Here is an 18,931-nt window from a genome sequence, read left to right as displayed (position 1 = left end):
TACCACGTACTCAAAATCATTTTCATTTTAGCTAATAATCTGCAAAAAGCCAACATATACATGCTGTAGATGCTTGTCAACGGGAGGTAAAAACGTATGACCCGAAGCAATGTATATCGCCGGCTTCTATTCACTGCCTTGTTCCTAGCCGCCTGCAGCTTCCTCCTCGTTCGGTTCTGGCCGTCTGGATCCGTTCCGTCCCTTGGACCCGAGGTGAACAAGCAGGCGGTTCAGGAACCCATTACGCAGCAAGCCGTGGAGACCCCCAATGCGGAGGTACTGAGTGAGCGTATTGCCGAATACCATATTGAAGTTAAACTGGATGAGTCTACACATACCCTTATCGGCAAGCAAACCGTAACTTGGACCAATCCTGGGAGATCGACTGTCAATGAACTGTTCTTCCACATGTATCCGAACGCTTTCCGTTCGCCCGATACCACCTTCATGAAGGAGTCTGGCGGAAAATTGCGGGAAGACAAGTTCCCTGCGGATGGATATGGCAGCATGACGCTAAAATCGTTATCCACGGTTGACGGTATGTCCCTAATGAACCGGGTACAGTACATTCAGCCAGATGACGGAAACGCGAAGGATGAGACGCTTCTGAAGCTGCGTCTTACCAAGCCAGTACGAAGTCAAGAGAAAGTCACACTTCGCATGGATTTTGAAGTAAAACTGCCGAAAATATTTGCACGTATGGGATACGCCGATAATTTCGTGATGGCTGGCCAATGGTTCCCTAAGATTGCTGCCTATGAAAAGGCAGGGGTACGCGGCCGGGCATCAGAAGGCTGGGATCTGCACCAATATCACGGTAATTCCGAATTTTACTCCAATTACGGCATTTACAGTGTACGCATTCAAGTACCCGACAATTACATCGTAGGCGCTACAGGCTTTCCAACGAAAACCCCTACGATAGCAGACAGAAAGAAATTTTATCAATTCTATGCGGATGATGTTCATGATTTTGCGTGGGCCGCATCTCCAAACTTTGTCTATTTTGAAGAGCCGTTCTCTTCTAGCCAAGTACCAGGGGTTCGTATCAAGTTATATTTAGACCCGAAGCATAAAGATTTGAAGGAGCGTTATTTCTACGCTGCGAAGACGGCGCTGTCCAAGTTCAGCGAATGGTACGGCAAATACCCGTACTCTACCTTGTCCATTATCGTGCCTCCTAAATTGGGCAACGGAGCTGGAGGAATGGAATACCCGACCTTGATTACAGCATTCGGTGCAGAAGATGAGAGTCCAGGTTACGATTTGGAACGTACCGTCGTTCATGAGATTGGACATCAATACTTTTATGGACTTCTCGCCTCAAACGAATTCGAGGAAGCATGGCTCGATGAAGGGTTCACTTCCTATGCAGAAGACAAGCTGATGGAGCAAGAATTCGGAGTACTTCCAAATAACGCAATACAAGCCAGCTACATCACAGATCCAGCTCCACTGAAGCTGAATGCATGGCGCTACAAAAATCAAAATCATTATGCGGAAAATGTGTACATGCGTGCCAAGCTGGTGCTGCTTGCAATCGAGAAGCAGGTCGGGGAAAAAATGATGAGCCGCATTATGAGAACTTATACGCAGAAGTACCGTTTCAAGTACCCAACTACATCAGACTTTCAGCGAGTTGTTGAGCAGGTAACTAACCGCAAGTGGAATGATTTCTTCCAACAATATGTGTACAACGGCATGATGGCAGACTTCGCCGTGGAGAACATTGATTCACGTACGATTGAATCGAATGGGTCTACCCAATATGAAGCGACTGTCTATATCCGCAAGCTCGGTGCCAATTATCCATCCATTCCGATCGTATTCGGATTCTCGGATGGCACGACGACTCGCAAGGGATGGAATGGAGAGGGAGACCGCATCCAATATACCGTCACCCATAAAGCGCCGCTCAGCTGGGTCATGGTTGATCCTCTATATTCGATTGTCGTTGAGAACAAGCACATCAATAATTATATGCGTGCTCATGTCGATGAACCTGTCCGTACACGAGTTAATTTATCCGTCATCAAGGTAATCGAAGCTGTTACGAACATTTTGGGGTGGTGATAGTGTGAAGGCTTATGTGCGTTCAGGCTGGAATTGGTGCAAAGAGCACATCTATATATGGGTCATTCTATTCTTGTACCAACTGTTATGGGGGTTCTTCCTCTATCGCTTCGTCGATGGAGTGGTAACACCTATCCTGCGCCGTTACCCAGATCCAGCACCTACCGAGATGAGCAGGCAGCTCTTTCTGACCGAAAGCCAGTTCTATCTAATGAAGACGAATGACTATTTCCCTTACTTATGGGCTATCCTCGGATTCGTTGCCGTCCATATGCTGCTTACCCCCTTCATTCACGCGGGTGTATTCCATGCTATGTCACGGCCCAAGCAGCAGGGGCTTGCCTTCTTCCAAGGGATCAAGCTCGCTTGGAAGCCAATGCTTGTCCTCTATCTACTCGAGACACTGCTCATTATCGCACCCGCTATATGGTTCGTTCCTTATGCGGCCCATGCCCTGTCCACATCGGCTTCTCTGTCTTCCTTACTCGTGGCAGTGGCACCGTTTGTAATCGCTTGGTTCATTGGCGGCTGGCTTGTTCATCAATTGTTCTTATTCCTTAACTTCGGCGCTGCCTCAGAAACACCGTTAATTCGATCTGTGACAGCCGGAACTCGTCGCTTGCTTCCCATTCTAGGATTGTCACTTCTCTTTATTGGTATCACTATTGGCGTAGGCATATTGTCCACAACGGCGGCGGCCGTGTTCACCGGAATTACCGCACTCATTATTCAACAGGCATTGCCTGCCATTATGACTATACTTAAAATGTGGGGATTGTCTGCACGCCACGCTGTCTGGCAGGAAGCAGAGCAACAGATGAAATAATGGGGGTTCTGATCGAACGCAATTTAGTTACAGAGTTAAAAAGTTACAAAGTTACAAAGTTACAAAGGGTTACGATGATATTGAAGCAGCGTAACCTAACAAAATGAATTAAAAAACTTGTCTATCGGCGAAAAAAACGCTGATCTGACAAGTTTTTTTCGTGTCAAGGACAAAAAATATTTGTCAAAGGAATTTCCGTCTGTTACAATAAATCTAGATTTATTACAACTTTGTCATGAAAGCGGCACTAACTCTTGCAAAATTGTTACTATCGCACGCAGCAATACATAATCCCAAAACCAGAATGCCGAGTTTCCGGGCGGACCGGAAAGCGGGGGAACCAGTTTTTACGGGTGAATTGATCTTGTAACACAGGGATCATAGGGGTCCTTCAACCGAACCCTCCAGCTAACCTCGCAGGCACGGAAGGAGCTTTCCCTTTGAAGAAGAAGCTAGTTACAGCGGTGCTCGGACTGAGCGTTCTGTTTACTTCGTTCAGTGCAGGCAGCACATTCGCAGCATCCAAAATGGACAACACGATTGAAGGTTTGCTTGGCATTTCGTACAAGTATGGTGGTACAACAACGAAAGGCTTTGACTGCTCCGGATTTACGAAGTACGTGTTCAACAAGTTCGAAATTGATCTTCCTCGCACATCTTCGTCGCAATTTGACTCTGGTGAGAAAGTTAGCAAAGACGAGCTTCGTCCAGGAGACCTGGTCTTCTTTGACACAAGCGGCGGCAACGGTGTATCGCATGTCGGCATTTACGTAGGCGACAACAAATTCGCACACGCTTCGACAAGCAAGGGTACACGCATCGACAGCCTTAGCATGGACTACTACGAGAAGCGCTATGTAGGTGCTCGTCGTGTAATGAACGAGAATGATTTTTCTTCTATCGCTACTGAAAATCAATAATATCAATAGTTTGATTGTTTACTGCACTCTTAATAATGATATGAACGACTACATAACCCGATGAGAAGCGCTACGCGCCTTTTCGTCGGGTTGTTTCATGTTACCCTCATTATCCGCGCAAATCCAACTTCTTTATCCTATGCATCTCTGCATGTCAACGATTCGTGCTTTTATCTATCTTTACGAAATATTTCTTTTTCGGTTTCAACCATTCTCATCGCCATTAACGACACAAGGACATGCGCTTGTGCGCATGTCCCGATATCTTGTCTGGATATTCACTATTTTCGCATAGACGCTTCTGATTTACTTGACTGACCCATTCGATTCTTGGAATTTCGCCTTAATCTCTTCTGGTGTGAGCCCATCCGCCTCCGCTCGATGCTTTTCTTCCTCGTGCTGAAGCTGAGTCTGACGATCCTCGACATGCTTCCCATTATTATGATGTTTCTCGTGGAACAGTCGTCCTTTTATGCCTAATTTCTCGCGTAATTCCTGGTGAATTTGCTTGTTGCTCTTGCCTTCTGTCGAAATTCCATGTTTCTTAGCGAGCAATTGAAGCTTCTTCTCGCGCAGCTGTTTCATTTCTGCACGAAGCTCCTTCATTTGTGCCTGTACTTGTTCTAATTGCTTATCTGTCTCCGTGCTCTGCTGATTCGGCTGTACTACAGCCTGAGATGAAGTGACCACTCGTACAGCAGCTTGCTCCCTGCTCTTATCTGCAGCAGCATCTAGCGCAGTTCTGCTTTGCGCTGCTGCAGGTGAAGCCATCAAGAGAAGCATTAGGCACGTCCACGCTGCTACGGTTGAATTGCGTTTCATAGGTTCCACCTCCTTATGTAAGGGATGGCTATAGTATGTTCGTAATTCCTGAAATGAAACTGAAAATAAGCTAAATATTCACTTAGAGAGAATGAAGCACTTACCCATTTATTTTCTGGATGCTAATTGAGCCGACAATTCTCTATCAAGTATCTTCTGCATATATTCCAGCAGCAGTTCTTAATCCAGCCAGCCCTTCTCCCTGGCAGTTCGAATCGCCTCAATGCGCGTACCCGCTCCTACTTTGCTAATCGCATCCGACATATAGTTGCGCACCGTTCCATAGGATAAGAACAATTTGGCGCTAATATCCTGCATGGACAGTCCGTTCTCAGCATGCAACAGCACTTCCTTCTCCCTCGGGGATAACGGACAAGGGTCTTCCCACGCAGCCAACGTTAATTCGGGACTCATCACCCGCTTGCCTGCATATACCTGGCGAATGGCATCCGACAATTCGTCGCTTGGGCTGTCCTTGAGTAAATAACCGCCTACACTGGATGCCATTGCACGCTGGAGATAGCCTGAGCGAGCAAAGGTCGTCAGCATAATAATCCGACAGTCCAGCCCCTTCTTCTTGACTGCATCCGCGACATCCAGCCCCGTCATAAGCGGCATCTCAATATCCAATACCGCGATATCCGGCTGAAGTTCCTCTATAAGCGACAGCGCTACACTGCCATTCTCGGCCTGTCCAATCACTTCGATATCATCCTCAAGCGACAACAAGGTGGCGAGTGCACTTCGCAGCATCTGTTGGTCCTCTCCTAATATCACTCGAATCATGATGTACCTTTCCCCTTCCCATCGCGGATTACACGCGGAATGACTAACGATAATGCCGTTCCCTTGTGGGCACCAGACTCTATAGCAAGCGTCCCGTCCACAAGCTGAAGCCGCTGTTTCAGTCCGGCCATGCCTGTCCCACTTGATTGCTTAAGCTGGTGCTCATCAATTCCGATGCCATCATCTGCAATCTCCAATCGAACCCTTGCCTCTTCCACCTCAACCCGAACCGAGCAATGCTTCGCCCGGCTGTGCCTGACGACATTCGTTAAGGTCTCCCGGAAGCACATGGCGAGAATCGTCTCCTGCAATGCTGATAATGGCAATCGGTCCACAATGCTTGGGGCTGCTGCTGAAGGGCTAATTCCCTCGCTGCGTTCCTGAAATTCCAGCTCAATTCCTGCGGCAGCGCATAGCTGCCTTCCATGCTCATATTCCTCTGCAAGCTTGACGATCTTCATTTCAGTTACGAGTTGGCGCATCTGCTTCAACGCCGCACGCGATGTTTCTTGAATCTCCCTTGCTTCAGCGATGGCCCGCTCTGGATTCCGTGTAATAAGCTTCTCTGTCACTTCACTCTTAAGCGTGATCAAGGACAACGTGTGTCCAAGTGTATCATGCAATTCGCGTGCAATTCGCTGGCGCTCTTCCTGCTGGGCCATCCGCTCGAGCTGTGAGGTCGCTGCCTGCAATCGTTCCGCCATCTGCTTGTATTGCCCAGCGGCACGCATGATAAATGGCATGACGAGCACACCGAATAATGGAGGAAGCAGCAGGGTATGTAGGGAAGACCATACGGCTACCGTATCCAAGCGTTGAGACAATCCGATTAAGATACCTACCGCCATGACGGCAGCTGTTCCTAAAATAATTGAGGTCTTCTGCCTGCTTATCATCTGGGCGATCATGAACACCATATAAGCATACATAGGGTGATAGAAAAGGATGAATACGAGAATAATTACAGCCTGAGCAGCCAACCACAGCAATGCCTGCTTCTCGTGCCGATACTGCATCCAAAATGCGATCACTAGAAACAGAAGCAGCGTGAACCCCACCAATAACTTGGTCGGAGTCTCACGCAGCAGGAAAAAGATAGGCACGCATAAGTTGACGAGGGAGATGTAAGGCTCCGCTCCCTCTTTTTCGGGAAATAATCTCTTCTTGACTACGTTCACTTACATCGCTTCCCGTCTGTTAAAGATATAACTCGATATTACCATGAAGATCATGCCACAGCCCAGAAGAATTACCCAATCCAGCAGGGCAGGACTTCCCCCAGCGAGCATATTCCATGCACCATGTGCATAGCGGTAGGATGGCAGCCATTCTCCAATAACTTGCATCCAGCTTGGCAATGTCTTCAGCGGCATCCACAAGCCTCCCATGATGGCAAATCCCATGAGCAAAATGTTCGCGACCGCAATGGAGGCATCCGCACTCTTCATCGTTCCTAAAATAGAGCCGATCGCCAGGAATGGAATGCTTCCAAGCCACAGCCACAATCCGCATGTCACCCATTGTACAGCCGTCAGCTCAATGTGATAGGCAAAGTAGGCTGCAGGGAAAATGATGAGAATGACAAGCAAATGAACCAACATATGCGATACGATCTTAGCGCCAATCCATACCGACGGAGATAGTGGTGTCAGGCGAAGCAGACGTGTCCATCCATCACGACGCTCGTAAGCAAGGCGAATACCGAACTGACTCATTGCTGTGCCGATCAAGCTGAATGCTGTCATCGACATAAGTGAGAAGGCGCCATAGGTGGTCGATTCAATAGACTTCGATGCGCCATTTAAACTAGCGAATAAGAAATAGAAAGCGATTGGCATGACAAGTGAGAACAACAAGAAGAATGGACTGCGCATAATTCGTAAACTTTCTGCTTTGATTTGTGCTTGTAACATCGATCAATTCCCCCTATATATGATGATTTAAGGCACTCTCTGCCTCTATCTTTTATTTTCAGTCCTCAACTATACGCTTGCTTGAGTACGTGCAGCTTCATGAGATTTTGTTATTGATCGGAAAGCATCCTCAAGCCTAGCGGATTGGATATCAATATCGCTGACTCCCCAACCAGATTGCAAGAGTACGGACAACACTTCGTCTGTACTGCGGACGTGAAGACGAATCCGACCTGATGCACGTTCGACCTTTACGACTCCCGGAAGCTGCATCAGCGCTTCGTCCTGCTGTTCGACTTGAAGACGGAAGGACACCGTCCGCAGCGCCGTTTGTGACTTGAGCTCCTGTGAGGTTCCACTGGCCGCTACCGTACCTGCCGCAATGATCGCGATATAATCCGCCACTGCATCTGCTTCCTCCAAGTCATGTGTCGTAAGCACAACCGTCCGTCCATCGTTCGACAGAGCGCGAACCGTATCCCAGAAGCGACCACGCGCTTCCACATCCATGCCGACCGTCGGCTCATCAAGCAGGACAAGCTCTGGATTGCCAGCTAAGCTCTGCGCGAAGGCCAATCTGCGCCGTTGTCCACCGGATAACGATGTTGCGCGCCGCTTCGCTTCTCCGTGCAGACCTGATAGGTCAAGCAGTCTGGACAGTGGGAGTGGGTTGCGATAGTAGCTGCGGAACAGATTCAATACCTCTGCAACATTCAAGCCATCAGGAGCTTTCACATCCTGCATGAGCGCCCCTACTCTGTGCCGCAGTTCCCTTGTGCCTGCGGGCTGGCCAAGCACCTTAATCTCGCCTGATGTCGGCTTTTGCAACCCAAGGATCATGGAAATCGTCGTTGTCTTACCCGCACCGTTCGGGCCGAGCAGCGCGCTGATCTGTCCGCGCTCGAAGCGAAGATCGATATGGTTCACGGCGTGGAAGTTGCCGAATTGCTTGACTAGGTTCGTACATTCGATTGCGTATGTCATCTATAATCATCCTTCGTCATTAAATTAGGAATCGTATGTGGTTCTGTGATGCGATCATTGTGTTATGTACAGCTTTCGGCTAATTAGTTCAATCTTTCGAGATAAGCTGAACGATGCTGCGCTGCTCAATCTCGGTTGTCCGTTGCCGTATCGCTTATGTTTGTATTGTACGGCAGGCACGCTTGAGCCAGTTAGTGTACGATGTCACCAACTACATATGACAAATGTCAGAAATGAGGTGGCAGTATTCGAATTGCTGCGAGCCTCATTTTCTTCAAGGCCACTTTTTAAAGCAACCATTTATCCTGTGCCATAATTTTTGCAGCCCCGTCACAAAACGGCATGTCTGTCCGTTGTATAGGCAGAAAAGGAGAGATAGCATGAAAAAGATGTGGAAGCTAGGAATTGCACTGATACTGATCATTCCTTTGCTTAGCGGTTGTTACGGGGAACAACAACAAAATGAGAACTTGGAAAGTGGAAAAATCAAAGTCATGTACCATGATGAACCGTCGTTCTATAACGATTACGGGAATCTCTTCAAGATGAAGAACCCAAAAATCGAATTCGATGTCATTAGCATGAATAACGTGCTCGCAAATCGCGAGCAAAATGGCGCTTGGGACGATCATGCAGAATTGAAAAAATTAATTGAGACATACAAACCTGATGTGCTGCTGCTAAACGAGAATTTGTTCGAAGATTATGCGCGGCAGGGACGGCTGTACGACATCGAAACTATGATTGCGAAGGACAAATTCGATATCGACGCAATTTCTCCCGGACTTATCGAAATGATTAGAGGGAAAGGAGATGGCAAGTTATACGGATTAGCTCCGTCTTTTTATGCGGATGTCCTATATTTCAACCGCGATTTGTTCAAGCAGCATCATATTGATATGCCGACGAACAAGATGACCTGGAAGCAATTGTTTGAACTGTCGAGAAGATTCACCAACACGGGCACTGGCGAAAAGAAAATAGTTGGATTATATCAGGACTACGGTGTGGAGCAGATGTTACAGGAGATCGCGTCTTCCTCCGGGTTACGATTACTCGATGCAAAGGCAGACAGACTGCTTATCAACTCAGACGGTTGGAAAGAAGCAATCAAACTCGTAACAAATGCCGTACGCGATAAATTTATCTACCTGCAGGCTTCAAATCAAAATAGCGAGGAGAAGGCCGAAGCCTTTTATAGAGGTCAGGCTACGATGACAATCAATGGGCCTTGGCTTACAAAAGAATTGAAAGCACGAGCTCTCTTCGACAGTGCATCGAAATCGTTCGAATGGGATATCGTCACAATGCCTGTTGACCCTTCCTCCCCAGATGAATCGGCAAATGTACATGTCTCGGAAATTTATGCGGTATCCGAAGACTCACCAAATAAGCAGGCGGCCTGGGAGTTCGTCAAGTTCGTAAATAGCGCGGACATGGCTTCGGCCGCTTCACGGACGGCAAATGGAAAATTGCCTGCACGCCCTGGTGTGCTCAAAGATATTGAAGGCAAAAGCACAGAACCTTTCTATCTGCTTACGCCCAAAACAACGCCTTCTTTTGAGGAATCTCTAGGCAGTACAGCCGCTTCTAAAGAGTTCAATCAATTATTCCAACCTGTCTTATCAGAGGAACTGCAAGCGATTATTGATGATAAGCAGACCGTCGAGGAAGCGATAGCCGTGTTGGAAGTGAAGGGACAAGAAGCACTGCAGAAAGCAAAAAGCAAAAAAGCCGAAAAATAATGTACTGAAAAAGTGCTCTTATCACCCGAAAGTGAAGTTATACAATAAAAAGGTGTTATTAAGCCGGGCTGTATGAAAGGAGGATCCATACGGCTATGCCATCCAGCTCAGAATATCAAACTGTTGGGACTTTAGAACATGCCATTGCTCAAGTCAAGTGCGGAGATAAAGAAGCGTACACCTTTATCATCCATCGATTTCAGAAACAAATTTATTTATATTGCTACTATTTGTTGGGCAGCAAGGAAGAAGCCGAGGACGCTGTTCAGGACATATTTATTAAAGGCTTTCAACGTATACACCTTTTCGAGCCTCAGGTATCTTTTTCAGCCTGGATATATAAGATCGCCTACAATCATTGCTTGGATATTTTGAACCGTAGAAGCAGGCTCCGAAAAATACTGTCCCTGCTGAAACGAGATCAAATCAATGATCAAGAACTTCCGTATGGAGATCTGGTTTATCAATTGCTGGACAAGCTTTCTGCAGAAGAGCGGCATATTTTGTTGTTAAGGGCCGTGGAAGAATATAGCTTCGATGAAATTAGCGAGATTATGGATTTAAAGCCATCGACAATTCGCAAAAAATATGAACGTTTGCGGAAAAAGCTGCTTCGCTATCAAGCCAATCCATTCACAGAGGAAGGAGGTCTTCATAAGCATGTCATCAAGCCATCGTAACGGTGTAGATAGTGAACAATTAGAGGCATGGATTCGCCAGACGCCGACAAATCCTGATTTTACGGGGCAAATTATGAGCCGATTGGACACTGGGTCTCTATTTGTTGATGCCTCACGTACAACACGTCGTAGTACAGCAGTTCGTTCCATTGTCACATCGATTGCTGCAGCAGCCGCAGCATTCGTCTTATTAATAGGGGGCTCCTTTCTGTCTCCCACGGTAGCCGAGTCAATGAGACATGTGCCGGGCGTGAGCAGTCTTTTTCGTTTTGCGGGAGATTTAGGTCTGCAGGCGGCCGACGAAAAAGGACTTGTCACCTCATCTGAGCAGAGCCTAACCCATCATGGTTTGACACTTTCGATTCCGGTAGCAGCCTATGACGGAGTACGAGTGGCAGTTGGTATTGAACGATCGAGCCTATCAGGGTTGCAGGAGAGCAGTAGCCGCAATACCTTGATGGAATCTTTGAGTGATATTCAACTCCTTATTGATGGAAAAAGTATTGCCGACTATGCATACAACCAGCACTCGGTTGGCATCATTACTGTCCCAGGGGAAAATGAAAATTCGGCAATCCTTATGTTCTCTGATATGCGAAATCAAGAAGGAATATCCTTGCCCGACAAGTTCGATTTAACGGTAAAGCTTACCGTGTCAGACATACAGGAGCCCTATCAAATGACGATTCCCGTTTCCATGCAAACAAATGATTCAGTCGTCATGAAGCCAAACATTTCGAAATCTAGCAGTCCATTCACCATTAAGTACAATAAAGTAGAATTGACGCCGGTTACGACGAGTCTTGCTGCAAGGCTGGAAATATCGAAAGACGATCCGCTTACGGCCAACGATCTACCGTTTGGATTCGAAATCTACGATGATAAGGGGCGCACAGTCAAATTGCTAAACGGTTCAGGACTGCATGAGGATAACGGGAAAACGATCCTGTTCAATTTGCTTTATCAGCCGTACGACCCTATTCCTACGTCTATTACGATCAAACCTTATATAAGTCTTATCAACCACCATGATAAACCCCAATTCAAGCTTGGAGCAGACGGCCAACCACTCATCAAATATATCCCCGAGCTCGAAGTTACATTACCCGTTGAAATTTCAAAATAAAAAAGGAGAGAGCCCCACTGCTCTCTCCTTCCATCCTTATTTCATCCATTTATTCGGATTTCGAGTTTTCATTCCAATAATGACTGTCTGGATAAATACGTTTGCCGAAAATTGCAGAGCCCACACGTACCAGCGTTGAACCTTCCTCGATTGCCGTCTCGAAGTCTCCGGACATCCCCATCGACATAACTTCCATGCTGACATTCGGCAATGCAAGCTCCTCTGCTTCACGACGGATATTTTGCAGCAGCTTGAAGCATTTGCGCACCTTGTCTTGATCGTCAGTGAACAGCCCAATTGTCATGAGCCCCTTAATGCGGAGCGTGTCCAACTTGGCTACCTCTTGAATTAATGCGAGTGCATCCTCTGGGGCAGCACCGAACTTGCTATCCTCATACGACGTATTCACTTGGATAAGGATATCTATCGTGCGGCCTTCCTTTTGCAGCCGCTCATGGAGTGCCGTAGCCAGCTTCATGCGGTCAACGGATTGAACGCATGTTGCGAATTTGAGCACATCCTTGACCTTGTTTGTTTGCAAATGGCCGATAAAGTGGAAGTCTAGCGACGGATTAGCCGAGGTAAGCGGCTCCCGCTTCTGCAGCCCTTCCTGCACTTTATTTTCCCCAATTAAGTTCTCCCCTGCATCCAATGCCATCTGAATTCGTTCAACCGGAACTGTCTTCGTAACGAGCATCAGCTTCACTTCCTCGGGATTGCGCCCACTGCGCTTGCACGCCTGCTCGATACGCTCACGAATCACTCGTATGTTATGTTCAATATCGTTTAGTTGCATCGTTATCACCACATTATTTTAGTATTTATGTCCATTCTAGCATACCTGTTCGGGTAAGGCTGTCACCTTCTGCACAATATAACGCTGAATCCGGCACCTCCCTTTCCATTTATTAGTTTCAACCTCTTGTGTTGATTTTATTTCCCTTATATATTAATATCGTAATATAACGATATAACGATTTATTAAGTGCATGAGGATTTATTAAGTGCATGAATTCATGCACAACATGAACCATTCCATCTGTTCACTTTCCTACAAATCAAAGGAGACATGATATGAATAACGACTATGAACGTTTTAATGATACTGCCGAGCTGTTAAAGGCTCTGGCACATCCTGTTCGCCTCTGTATCGTGAAGGGGCTGCTGGATAAGGGAAGCTGCAATGTATCCTTCATGCAGGACTGCCTAGGCTTGCCGCAATCGACGGTATCCCAACACCTGCAGAAGCTGCGCAGCATGGGCATTGTAACCACACATCGCAACGGCCTAGAAGTGAACTATCGGGTAGAGAACGAGAAGGTAAAACAGCTCGTTGAAGCTTTTTTCGGGGAGGAGACATCATGAGCAAAAAGGTACTGATCGTTGGAGGAGTAGCTGGAGGGGCTTCTGCCGCAGCACGTCTGCGCAGACTGGATGAGGATGCCCACATCGTCATGTTCGAGAGGGATGCTTATGTATCATTCGCCAACTGCGGGCTTCCCTACTATATCGGAGATACGATTCAAGACCGCAACAAGCTGTTCGTACAAACACCAGAAGCAATGCACCGCCGGTTCAATATCGATGTGCGCGTGCACAGCGAAGTCATCGGCATTGATACGCAAGCAAAAAAGGTACGGGTACGCAGCAAAGAGAAAGGGGAGTACGAAGAAACGTATGATTCCCTAATTCTGTCCCCTGGTGCGAAGCCGGTACGTCCGCCGCTTCCGGGTATTGAGAGCGAGCGAATTTATACGCTTCGCAACATTCCGGATACGGATCGCGTGAAGACGCGCGTCACAGAAGAAGGCGCACGTTCTGCTGTCGTCATTGGCGGTGGATTCATCGGGGTGGAGATGGCCGAGAATTTGCGCGAAATTGGGCTGGATGTCACGTTGGTGGAGGCTGGACCAGCGATTCTTGCTCCATTTGACACAGAAATGTCCGGTATTCTGTCTAAGGAGATGGAGCAGCACGGTACATCACTTATTGTGAATGACCGCGTTCAATCATTCCGTGATACGAACGGCGGGATTGAAACGCAGCTGGCCAGCGGCAAAGTGCTCACAAGCGACATGGTCATTCTTGCAATCGGGGTAGTGCCTGACACGGGCTTTATTCGGGACAGCGGCATTGAACTGGGACCACGAGGTCATATCATCGTGAATGATTTTTTGCAGACCAATGTAAAGGACATTTATGCCGTAGGAGACGCGGTTGAGGTTGTCGATTTCGTCAATGGGACGAAGACAGTGATCCCGCTCGCAGGGCCAGCCAACAAGCAAGGGCGCATCGCAGCAGACAATGTGAGCGGAATTGGCACTGCCTATAAAGGCTCGCAAGGCACATCTATCCTGAAGGTGTTCGGATTAACGGGTGCTGCAACAGGGAATAACGAAAAAACATTGCAACGATTAGGGTTGCCATACAAAGTTACCTATGTGCATCCAAATTCCCATGCCGGGTACTATCCAGGTGCCAAGCCAATGACAATAAAGCTGATCTTTAATGAGGAAGGCAACGTACTAGGCAGCCAGATTGTCGGCTATGACGGCGTTGACAAACGGATGGACGTCATTGCTACGGTTATACGCTTAGGCGGCACCGTCACCGATCTTACGGAGCTTGAATTGTCCTATGCACCACCGTATTCTTCCGCTAAAGATCCCGTGAACATGGCCGGGTATACTGCCGAGAATATATGGACAGGAGCTGTGAACGCGTTTACGCCTGCCGATCTGGAACAGCGCGACCCACAAGCTACGATGCTTATTGACGTGCGTACGGATATGGAGCATCAGAACGGTCATATTCCTAACTCCCTGTCTATTCCTGTAGATGAACTAAGAAGCCGTCTGAATGAGCTCGATCGGGAGAAAGAAATATGGGTCTACTGCCAAGTTGGTTTGCGCGGTTATACGGCGTCACGCATTCTAAGTCAGCATGGCTTCAAGGTGAAAAACTTAACGGGTGGATATAAGACATACCAGCATGCACAATATACCCCTGGACAGGTTATGCCGCCTGCCAGGCCAGACCAAGACACGACTGGCAATCCAGTAAAAGAGAGCAACGAACCGAAAGATGCGCAGTATTCCTTCGATCGTACCTTGGACGCATGTGGATTATGCTGCCCGGGGCCGCTCATGCAAGTCAAGCAGCAGATGGATGTGATGCAGGAAGGTCAAGTGCTGAAAGTAAATGCATCCGATCCCGGCTTCTATGAGGATATTCAAGCTTGGGCGGGCATGAGCAAGCAGGAGCTGCTGCATGTTCAGAAACACACGGATGGGACGATTGAAGCCCATATACGCAAGCTGCCGCCTACCTCCTCGGAGGATTTGCAACAGGCAGACAATCGCAGTGTATCCTCGGATCGCAGTACCATGGTCGTGTTCAGCGGCGATCTCGATAAAGCAATTGCTTCCTTCATTATTGCGAACGGAGCTGCTGCTTCGGGAAAGAAAGTGACTCTGTTCTTCACCTTCTGGGGTCTGAATATTTTGCGCAAGCCGAACAAGGTTCCCGTTAACAAGAGCTTCATCGGCAAAATGTTCGGTGCGATGATGCCACGAGGAAGCAAGAAGCTGGGCTTGTCGAAGATGAACATGATGGGCATCGGGCCAAAAATGATTCGCTCGGTGATGAACAATAACAATGTATCTTCGCTAGAAGAGTTGATTGAATCTGCGATCCAGCAGGGTGTCGAAATCGTCGCTTGCCAGATGTCGATGGATGTCATGGGCATCGCCCATGAGGAGCTCATCGACGGCGTTACCATCGGCGGCGTAGGCTACTATTTAGGCAAGGCTGATCAATCAGGCATTAATTTGTTTATTTAAAAATAAATACACAACATCAAAAAGCCATAGAGCGCTGCCTTCCCACAGGCAACCACTCTATGGCTTTCCTCATTTATCTTTAATCGTACCTATTCGGTGACCAGGTTCATCCCTGCATCGCATCGTATTCACTGCGCACTAAGCCATAAATGAGTTCATCGTGATACTTCCCCTTCGTAAAGACCATATCTCTCAGTCTTCCTTCCTGCTGGAACCCTAGGCGCTCGTGCAGCGCAATTGATGCCTCGTTGTGCGCATATACATGCGCAATCACCTTGTGATAACGCAGCTCTTCGAAATAGTAACGCAGCAAAACCTGAACCGCATCCGATGCATAACCTTTGCGCCAATGCTCCCGGAAGATCGATACGCCGTACTTGAACGTGCCATTCCGCTTATCTACGCCATGCGTGTTCATTCCGCCTACCATTTCACCCGCAATCGTCTCAATGGCAAACCGAAACTGATCGCCTTCCGGCACTGCAGCCGCCCGCTGTTCCGTCCATATCCGCGCACCCTCTTCGGATCTTGGAAAATGAACCTCATCGCATAATCGTGCAGTTTCCGTATCATAGTCATTGTTGTGGAATTTCTCCCAATCGCTTGAGACTATGGCGCGCAATCTTACTTTTTTTCCTTCCCAAATATGAAATACCATATTCGCTCCCCCTCAATATGTGGTGTTCACTTACTCCCTCATACGAGGGCGGAGATCTTGAGCGCGGATCGACCGTATCCCTCTCGACAACTACATCGTTCTCATTCCTTTCTTAGTCATGGATTATATCATGCCCTTGCGTATTTGGTAAATTAATGAAATGTAATATCTTTGATATCTCATCCTTACAGTGGGATGTGAACAGCATCGCTTATCTAAGGGAGCGCCCATTACGGGAACTGCCTCCTCATCATCTTGTTTTTGTACGTGCTGCTTCGGTCTGTCTTAGCCTCTCTCCAGTGTAAATTCCCGATTGTCCCCAAGGTTTTGTTCCATCTTCTCGAATGGCTTTCCTTTTAAGTAGTGGTTGAAAAAATCAAGTGAATATTCGTTAATGAGGCGATGTGCAGGGCGTAAATTTACCCCTTCAGCCTTTTCGAGTAGAGGCGATAACAGATAGAAGTCGCAGAAGGCTAGGTGATCCATATTTTTAATTTTCATCCAGTAGTTCCCGCCTGCTGCAACATGCTTGTATCGTTCAAATATGTCACCAAAGTACTTGTATAAAGCTTTTCTCGCTGTACCTTGTGCAGCTGCTAGCTGGTTTGCACCGGCAAGCGTTCTATCCGCACTCATCATCAACAACGGCTTCTTCACCCCGCCTTCCGGAATCCGGAGCTGACCAAATAAGCCGCCGTCCAAATTAATAGCTGCCTTAATTCTTGCGTCTGACATCAGCATTTGAACACTGGTTGCTCCGCCGTAGGAATGACCGAACATACCGACTTTCTTCATATCCATTCTTCCTGTAAAGCGATGGTCTGGATCGCCCTGCGCCAGCTTCTCCACTTGATTGAGTACAAATTTGGCGTCCTCCACCCATACCTTGTTCAGTTCATCCAAGTGTTCAACTGACGGATCCTGGGGAATAAAATTCGCAACGCGGCCATCATCGAACACCGATGCAATGCTATTATATGTGTGATCAATACCCACAACGATATACCCATAACTGACCAATTGTTCGATCTGGAAGGTGTTATGGCTCTTGTGCCCACCCATTCCGTGAGAAAACAGAAGTACTGGATAAGCAGCTTCTTTACCAGATATCTCGGTATTTTCGATCGCATGTGTCCTGACGAATTTCATGCTTGTAAAAAACATTTTAGGCATATCGAAAGTTTGGCTGTACGCATTTACGAACACATCTGGATTAGGTACATAGGGTGCGGTTTTCCCCTGTGCACTCGAACTAGCTGGATACCAAATTTGCACCATCAGTTCGCGCTTGTCGCCCTTTGCTGGGGTAAGTGTTTCTTCACGCCGCTCATCCTTCCAATCATACGTTACTGTCCCAATCTTATACGGACCTGTAGGTTCTTCGAATGTGAACACCGGGAACAAGAGAGGCAGAAACACAGTGATGAGGGAATATAGCACTGCCAGCATAGTTAGAAGAATTTGCTGAACCTTGGATTTATCCCCCTTAACTTCCTTCGATCTGAAGAGATATCGTGCTGCAAGGATACAGATCGGCAGAAACGTTATCACATAGGCCGGAACCATCTGCCAACGCAGTCCCTCAACGAGTCCATGCAGCAGCACGAATATGGCAGATATGATGAAACTAATGAACAGCATTTGCTTTGTCTTGTTCCTTGCAAATAGCAGCCAACCAAGCAACAACATATTAATAACGACTGACAACAGTTCAAACGATCTCATAAGAATTGAACCTCCCCATTTATAGCTTACAGCGGTTAATTTCAACATTAGATCCGTCTGTAAGGAGACATTCAAAACTTATTAATTTATTCGTCATCCTTAACAAAATGAACTCTGCTCGGATTCTTAATGATACATAAATTTGAAATAATGGTGAATATTATTTAATTTTCTGTCATGTTTGCCCTTCGGAATTTCCATATTCCCGAATTCAAAGAACTTCACTTTTTTGATACCTACATACTGAAACAAAGCCCTTTTCATCAACACTTTATGTACATTGCGATAAAAGAAAAACGGATACAGGGTAGGACCCTTCATTGTAGATATACAAACAACCGATTTCCCTTTCAGCAGCCCTTCAGGCAGTAAGCCCCCGTTGTCTCGATAGGCGAAGTCAGAAGCAAATAACTGATCAATGTAGCCGAGCAGCATCGCAGGCGGACGCAGCCACCAGATCGGATACACAAACACCAACTTATCCGCCCAGCGTATCTGCTCACGATACTTCTCCAGGGTCGGATCGAGGTGCATATCTCTCCTCCGCTTCGTCTTGTGGAACACAAGTACTGGATCAAAGTCCTCTTCATATAAATCAAGAACCTGAATTTCTTCCACGTTCTTATTCTCTGTACATCCTTGTATGACTTGTTGTAAAAAGGCGTAACTCAAACTACTATGATTCGGATGCGTATATACGATTAACACCTTCATCTTCCCACCACCAGTTAGTTATCATTTGATAACTAAATGATACCAACCTGCCCATATAGTTGTCAAATGATAATTGTTTATTGATAATTGATTTGTTATCGTGTTCAGGTAAGAGGT

At 47.1% G+C, this 18,931-nt stretch carries 17 protein-coding genes and 1 riboswitch; of the genes, 8 read left to right on the top strand and 9 right to left on the bottom strand.

Features of this window, described 5'->3' with window-relative positions:
• The first annotated feature begins 96 nt into the window (after positions 1 to 96).
• The 3 genes from M3661_RS26105 to M3661_RS26095 all read left to right on the top strand — a co-directional run bounded on the left by M3661_RS26105 (position 97) and on the right by M3661_RS26095 (position 3,819).
• Positions 97 to 2,073, top strand: coding sequence for a M1 family metallopeptidase (locus M3661_RS26105; protein ID WP_021253455.1), 1,977 nt, complete (start codon positions 97 to 99; stop codon positions 2,071 to 2,073).
• A 4-nt stretch (positions 2,074 to 2,077) separates the two neighbouring features.
• Positions 2,078 to 2,899 carry a hypothetical protein gene (locus tag M3661_RS26100; protein WP_021253456.1) on the top strand — a complete coding sequence of 274 codons (822 nt, stop codon included), beginning with the start codon at positions 2,078 to 2,080 and terminating at the stop codon, positions 2,897 to 2,899.
• 295 nt (positions 2,900 to 3,194) lie between these two features.
• A riboswitch (cyclic di-AMP (ydaO/yuaA leader) is annotated at positions 3,195 to 3,336 on the top strand.
• A gap of 3 nt (positions 3,337 to 3,339) precedes the next feature.
• Positions 3,340 to 3,819, top strand: a complete 480-nt coding sequence (locus M3661_RS26095) for a C40 family peptidase (RefSeq protein WP_065292498.1) — start codon at positions 3,340 to 3,342, stop codon at positions 3,817 to 3,819.
• 306 nt (positions 3,820 to 4,125) lie between these two features.
• On the opposite strand, the gene M3661_RS26090 is transcribed toward M3661_RS26095, so the two are convergent.
• The 5 genes from M3661_RS26090 to M3661_RS26070 form a co-directional block, all read right to left on the bottom strand.
• Positions 4,126 to 4,641 carry a serine protease gene (locus M3661_RS26090; protein WP_251489903.1) on the bottom strand — a complete coding sequence of 172 codons (516 nt, stop codon included), beginning with the start codon at positions 4,639 to 4,641 and terminating at the stop codon, positions 4,126 to 4,128.
• A gap of 180 nt (positions 4,642 to 4,821) precedes the next feature.
• On the bottom strand, positions 4,822 to 5,427 hold the full coding sequence (locus tag M3661_RS26085; RefSeq protein ID WP_251489901.1) for a response regulator transcription factor: 606 nt from the start codon (positions 5,425 to 5,427) through the stop codon (positions 4,822 to 4,824).
• Positions 5,424 to 6,605 (bottom strand): sensor histidine kinase, encoded by a 1,182-nt coding sequence (locus M3661_RS26080; RefSeq protein ID WP_251489899.1) that lies wholly within the window; start codon positions 6,603 to 6,605, stop codon positions 5,424 to 5,426. Before M3661_RS26080 ends, M3661_RS26085 begins: the two co-directional genes overlap by 4 nt.
• A complete protein-coding gene (locus M3661_RS26075) occupies positions 6,606 to 7,340 on the bottom strand; it encodes an ABC transporter permease (protein ID WP_021253461.1) in 735 nt (244 codons plus the stop codon).
• A 69-nt stretch (positions 7,341 to 7,409) separates the two neighbouring features.
• Positions 7,410 to 8,324: an ABC transporter ATP-binding protein gene (locus tag M3661_RS26070; RefSeq protein WP_065292502.1), complete on the bottom strand. Its 915-nt coding sequence runs from the start codon at positions 8,322 to 8,324 to the stop codon at positions 7,410 to 7,412.
• 380 nt (positions 8,325 to 8,704) lie between these two features.
• On the opposite strand from M3661_RS26070, the gene M3661_RS26065 reads away from it, so the two are divergent.
• The 3 genes from M3661_RS26065 to M3661_RS26055 all read left to right on the top strand — a co-directional run bounded on the left by M3661_RS26065 (position 8,705) and on the right by M3661_RS26055 (position 11,875).
• Entirely contained in the window at positions 8,705 to 10,069 is a 1,365-nt protein-coding gene (locus M3661_RS26065) for an ABC transporter substrate-binding protein (protein WP_251489897.1), read from the top strand.
• 95 nt (positions 10,070 to 10,164) lie between these two features.
• Positions 10,165 to 10,749, top strand: a complete 585-nt coding sequence (locus M3661_RS26060) for an RNA polymerase sigma factor (protein ID WP_065292504.1) — start codon at positions 10,165 to 10,167, stop codon at positions 10,747 to 10,749.
• The gene (locus tag M3661_RS26055; RefSeq protein ID WP_065292505.1) at positions 10,730 to 11,875 is read left to right on the top strand and encodes a DUF4179 domain-containing protein; all 1,146 of its coding nucleotides are present in this window, start codon (positions 10,730 to 10,732) and stop codon (positions 11,873 to 11,875) included. The genes M3661_RS26060 and M3661_RS26055 overlap by 20 nt, the downstream gene beginning before the upstream one ends.
• 49 nt (positions 11,876 to 11,924) lie before the next feature.
• On the opposite strand, the gene M3661_RS26050 is transcribed toward M3661_RS26055, so the two are convergent.
• On the bottom strand, positions 11,925 to 12,671 hold the full coding sequence (locus M3661_RS26050; RefSeq protein WP_065292506.1) for a YggS family pyridoxal phosphate-dependent enzyme: 747 nt from the start codon (positions 12,669 to 12,671) through the stop codon (positions 11,925 to 11,927).
• Between the two features lie 278 nt (positions 12,672 to 12,949).
• Here M3661_RS26050 and M3661_RS26045 point away from each other — a divergent pair, with 278 nt between their 5' ends.
• Together M3661_RS26045 and M3661_RS26040 are read left to right on the top strand one after the other, a co-directional pair.
• Positions 12,950 to 13,240 carry an ArsR/SmtB family transcription factor gene (locus M3661_RS26045; protein WP_021253467.1) on the top strand — a complete coding sequence of 97 codons (291 nt, stop codon included), beginning with the start codon at positions 12,950 to 12,952 and terminating at the stop codon, positions 13,238 to 13,240.
• The gene (locus M3661_RS26040) at positions 13,237 to 15,717 is read left to right on the top strand and encodes a DsrE/DsrF/DrsH-like family protein (RefSeq protein ID WP_251489895.1); all 2,481 of its coding nucleotides are present in this window, start codon (positions 13,237 to 13,239) and stop codon (positions 15,715 to 15,717) included. The genes M3661_RS26045 and M3661_RS26040 overlap by 4 nt, the downstream gene beginning before the upstream one ends.
• A 106-nt stretch (positions 15,718 to 15,823) precedes the next feature.
• On the opposite strand, the gene M3661_RS26035 is transcribed toward M3661_RS26040, so the two are convergent.
• From M3661_RS26035 to M3661_RS26025, 3 genes are all read right to left on the bottom strand, one after another.
• Positions 15,824 to 16,375, bottom strand: a complete 552-nt coding sequence (locus tag M3661_RS26035; RefSeq protein WP_251489893.1) for a GNAT family N-acetyltransferase — start codon at positions 16,373 to 16,375, stop codon at positions 15,824 to 15,826.
• Between the two features lie 285 nt (positions 16,376 to 16,660).
• Positions 16,661 to 18,100 (bottom strand): alpha/beta hydrolase family protein, encoded by a 1,440-nt coding sequence (locus tag M3661_RS26030; protein WP_251489891.1) that lies wholly within the window; start codon positions 18,098 to 18,100, stop codon positions 16,661 to 16,663.
• 126 nt (positions 18,101 to 18,226) lie between these two features.
• Entirely contained in the window at positions 18,227 to 18,814 is a 588-nt protein-coding gene (locus M3661_RS26025; protein WP_251489889.1) for an NAD(P)H-dependent oxidoreductase, read from the bottom strand.
• Positions 18,815 to 18,931: the final 117 nt, after the last annotated feature.

The organism is Paenibacillus sp. MER 180 (assembly GCF_023713665.1).
GTDB classification, from domain to species: Bacteria; Bacillota; Bacilli; order Paenibacillales; family Paenibacillaceae; genus Paenibacillus_B; species Paenibacillus_B suaedae.
This window is presented reverse-complemented; position numbering and strand designations above follow the sequence as displayed.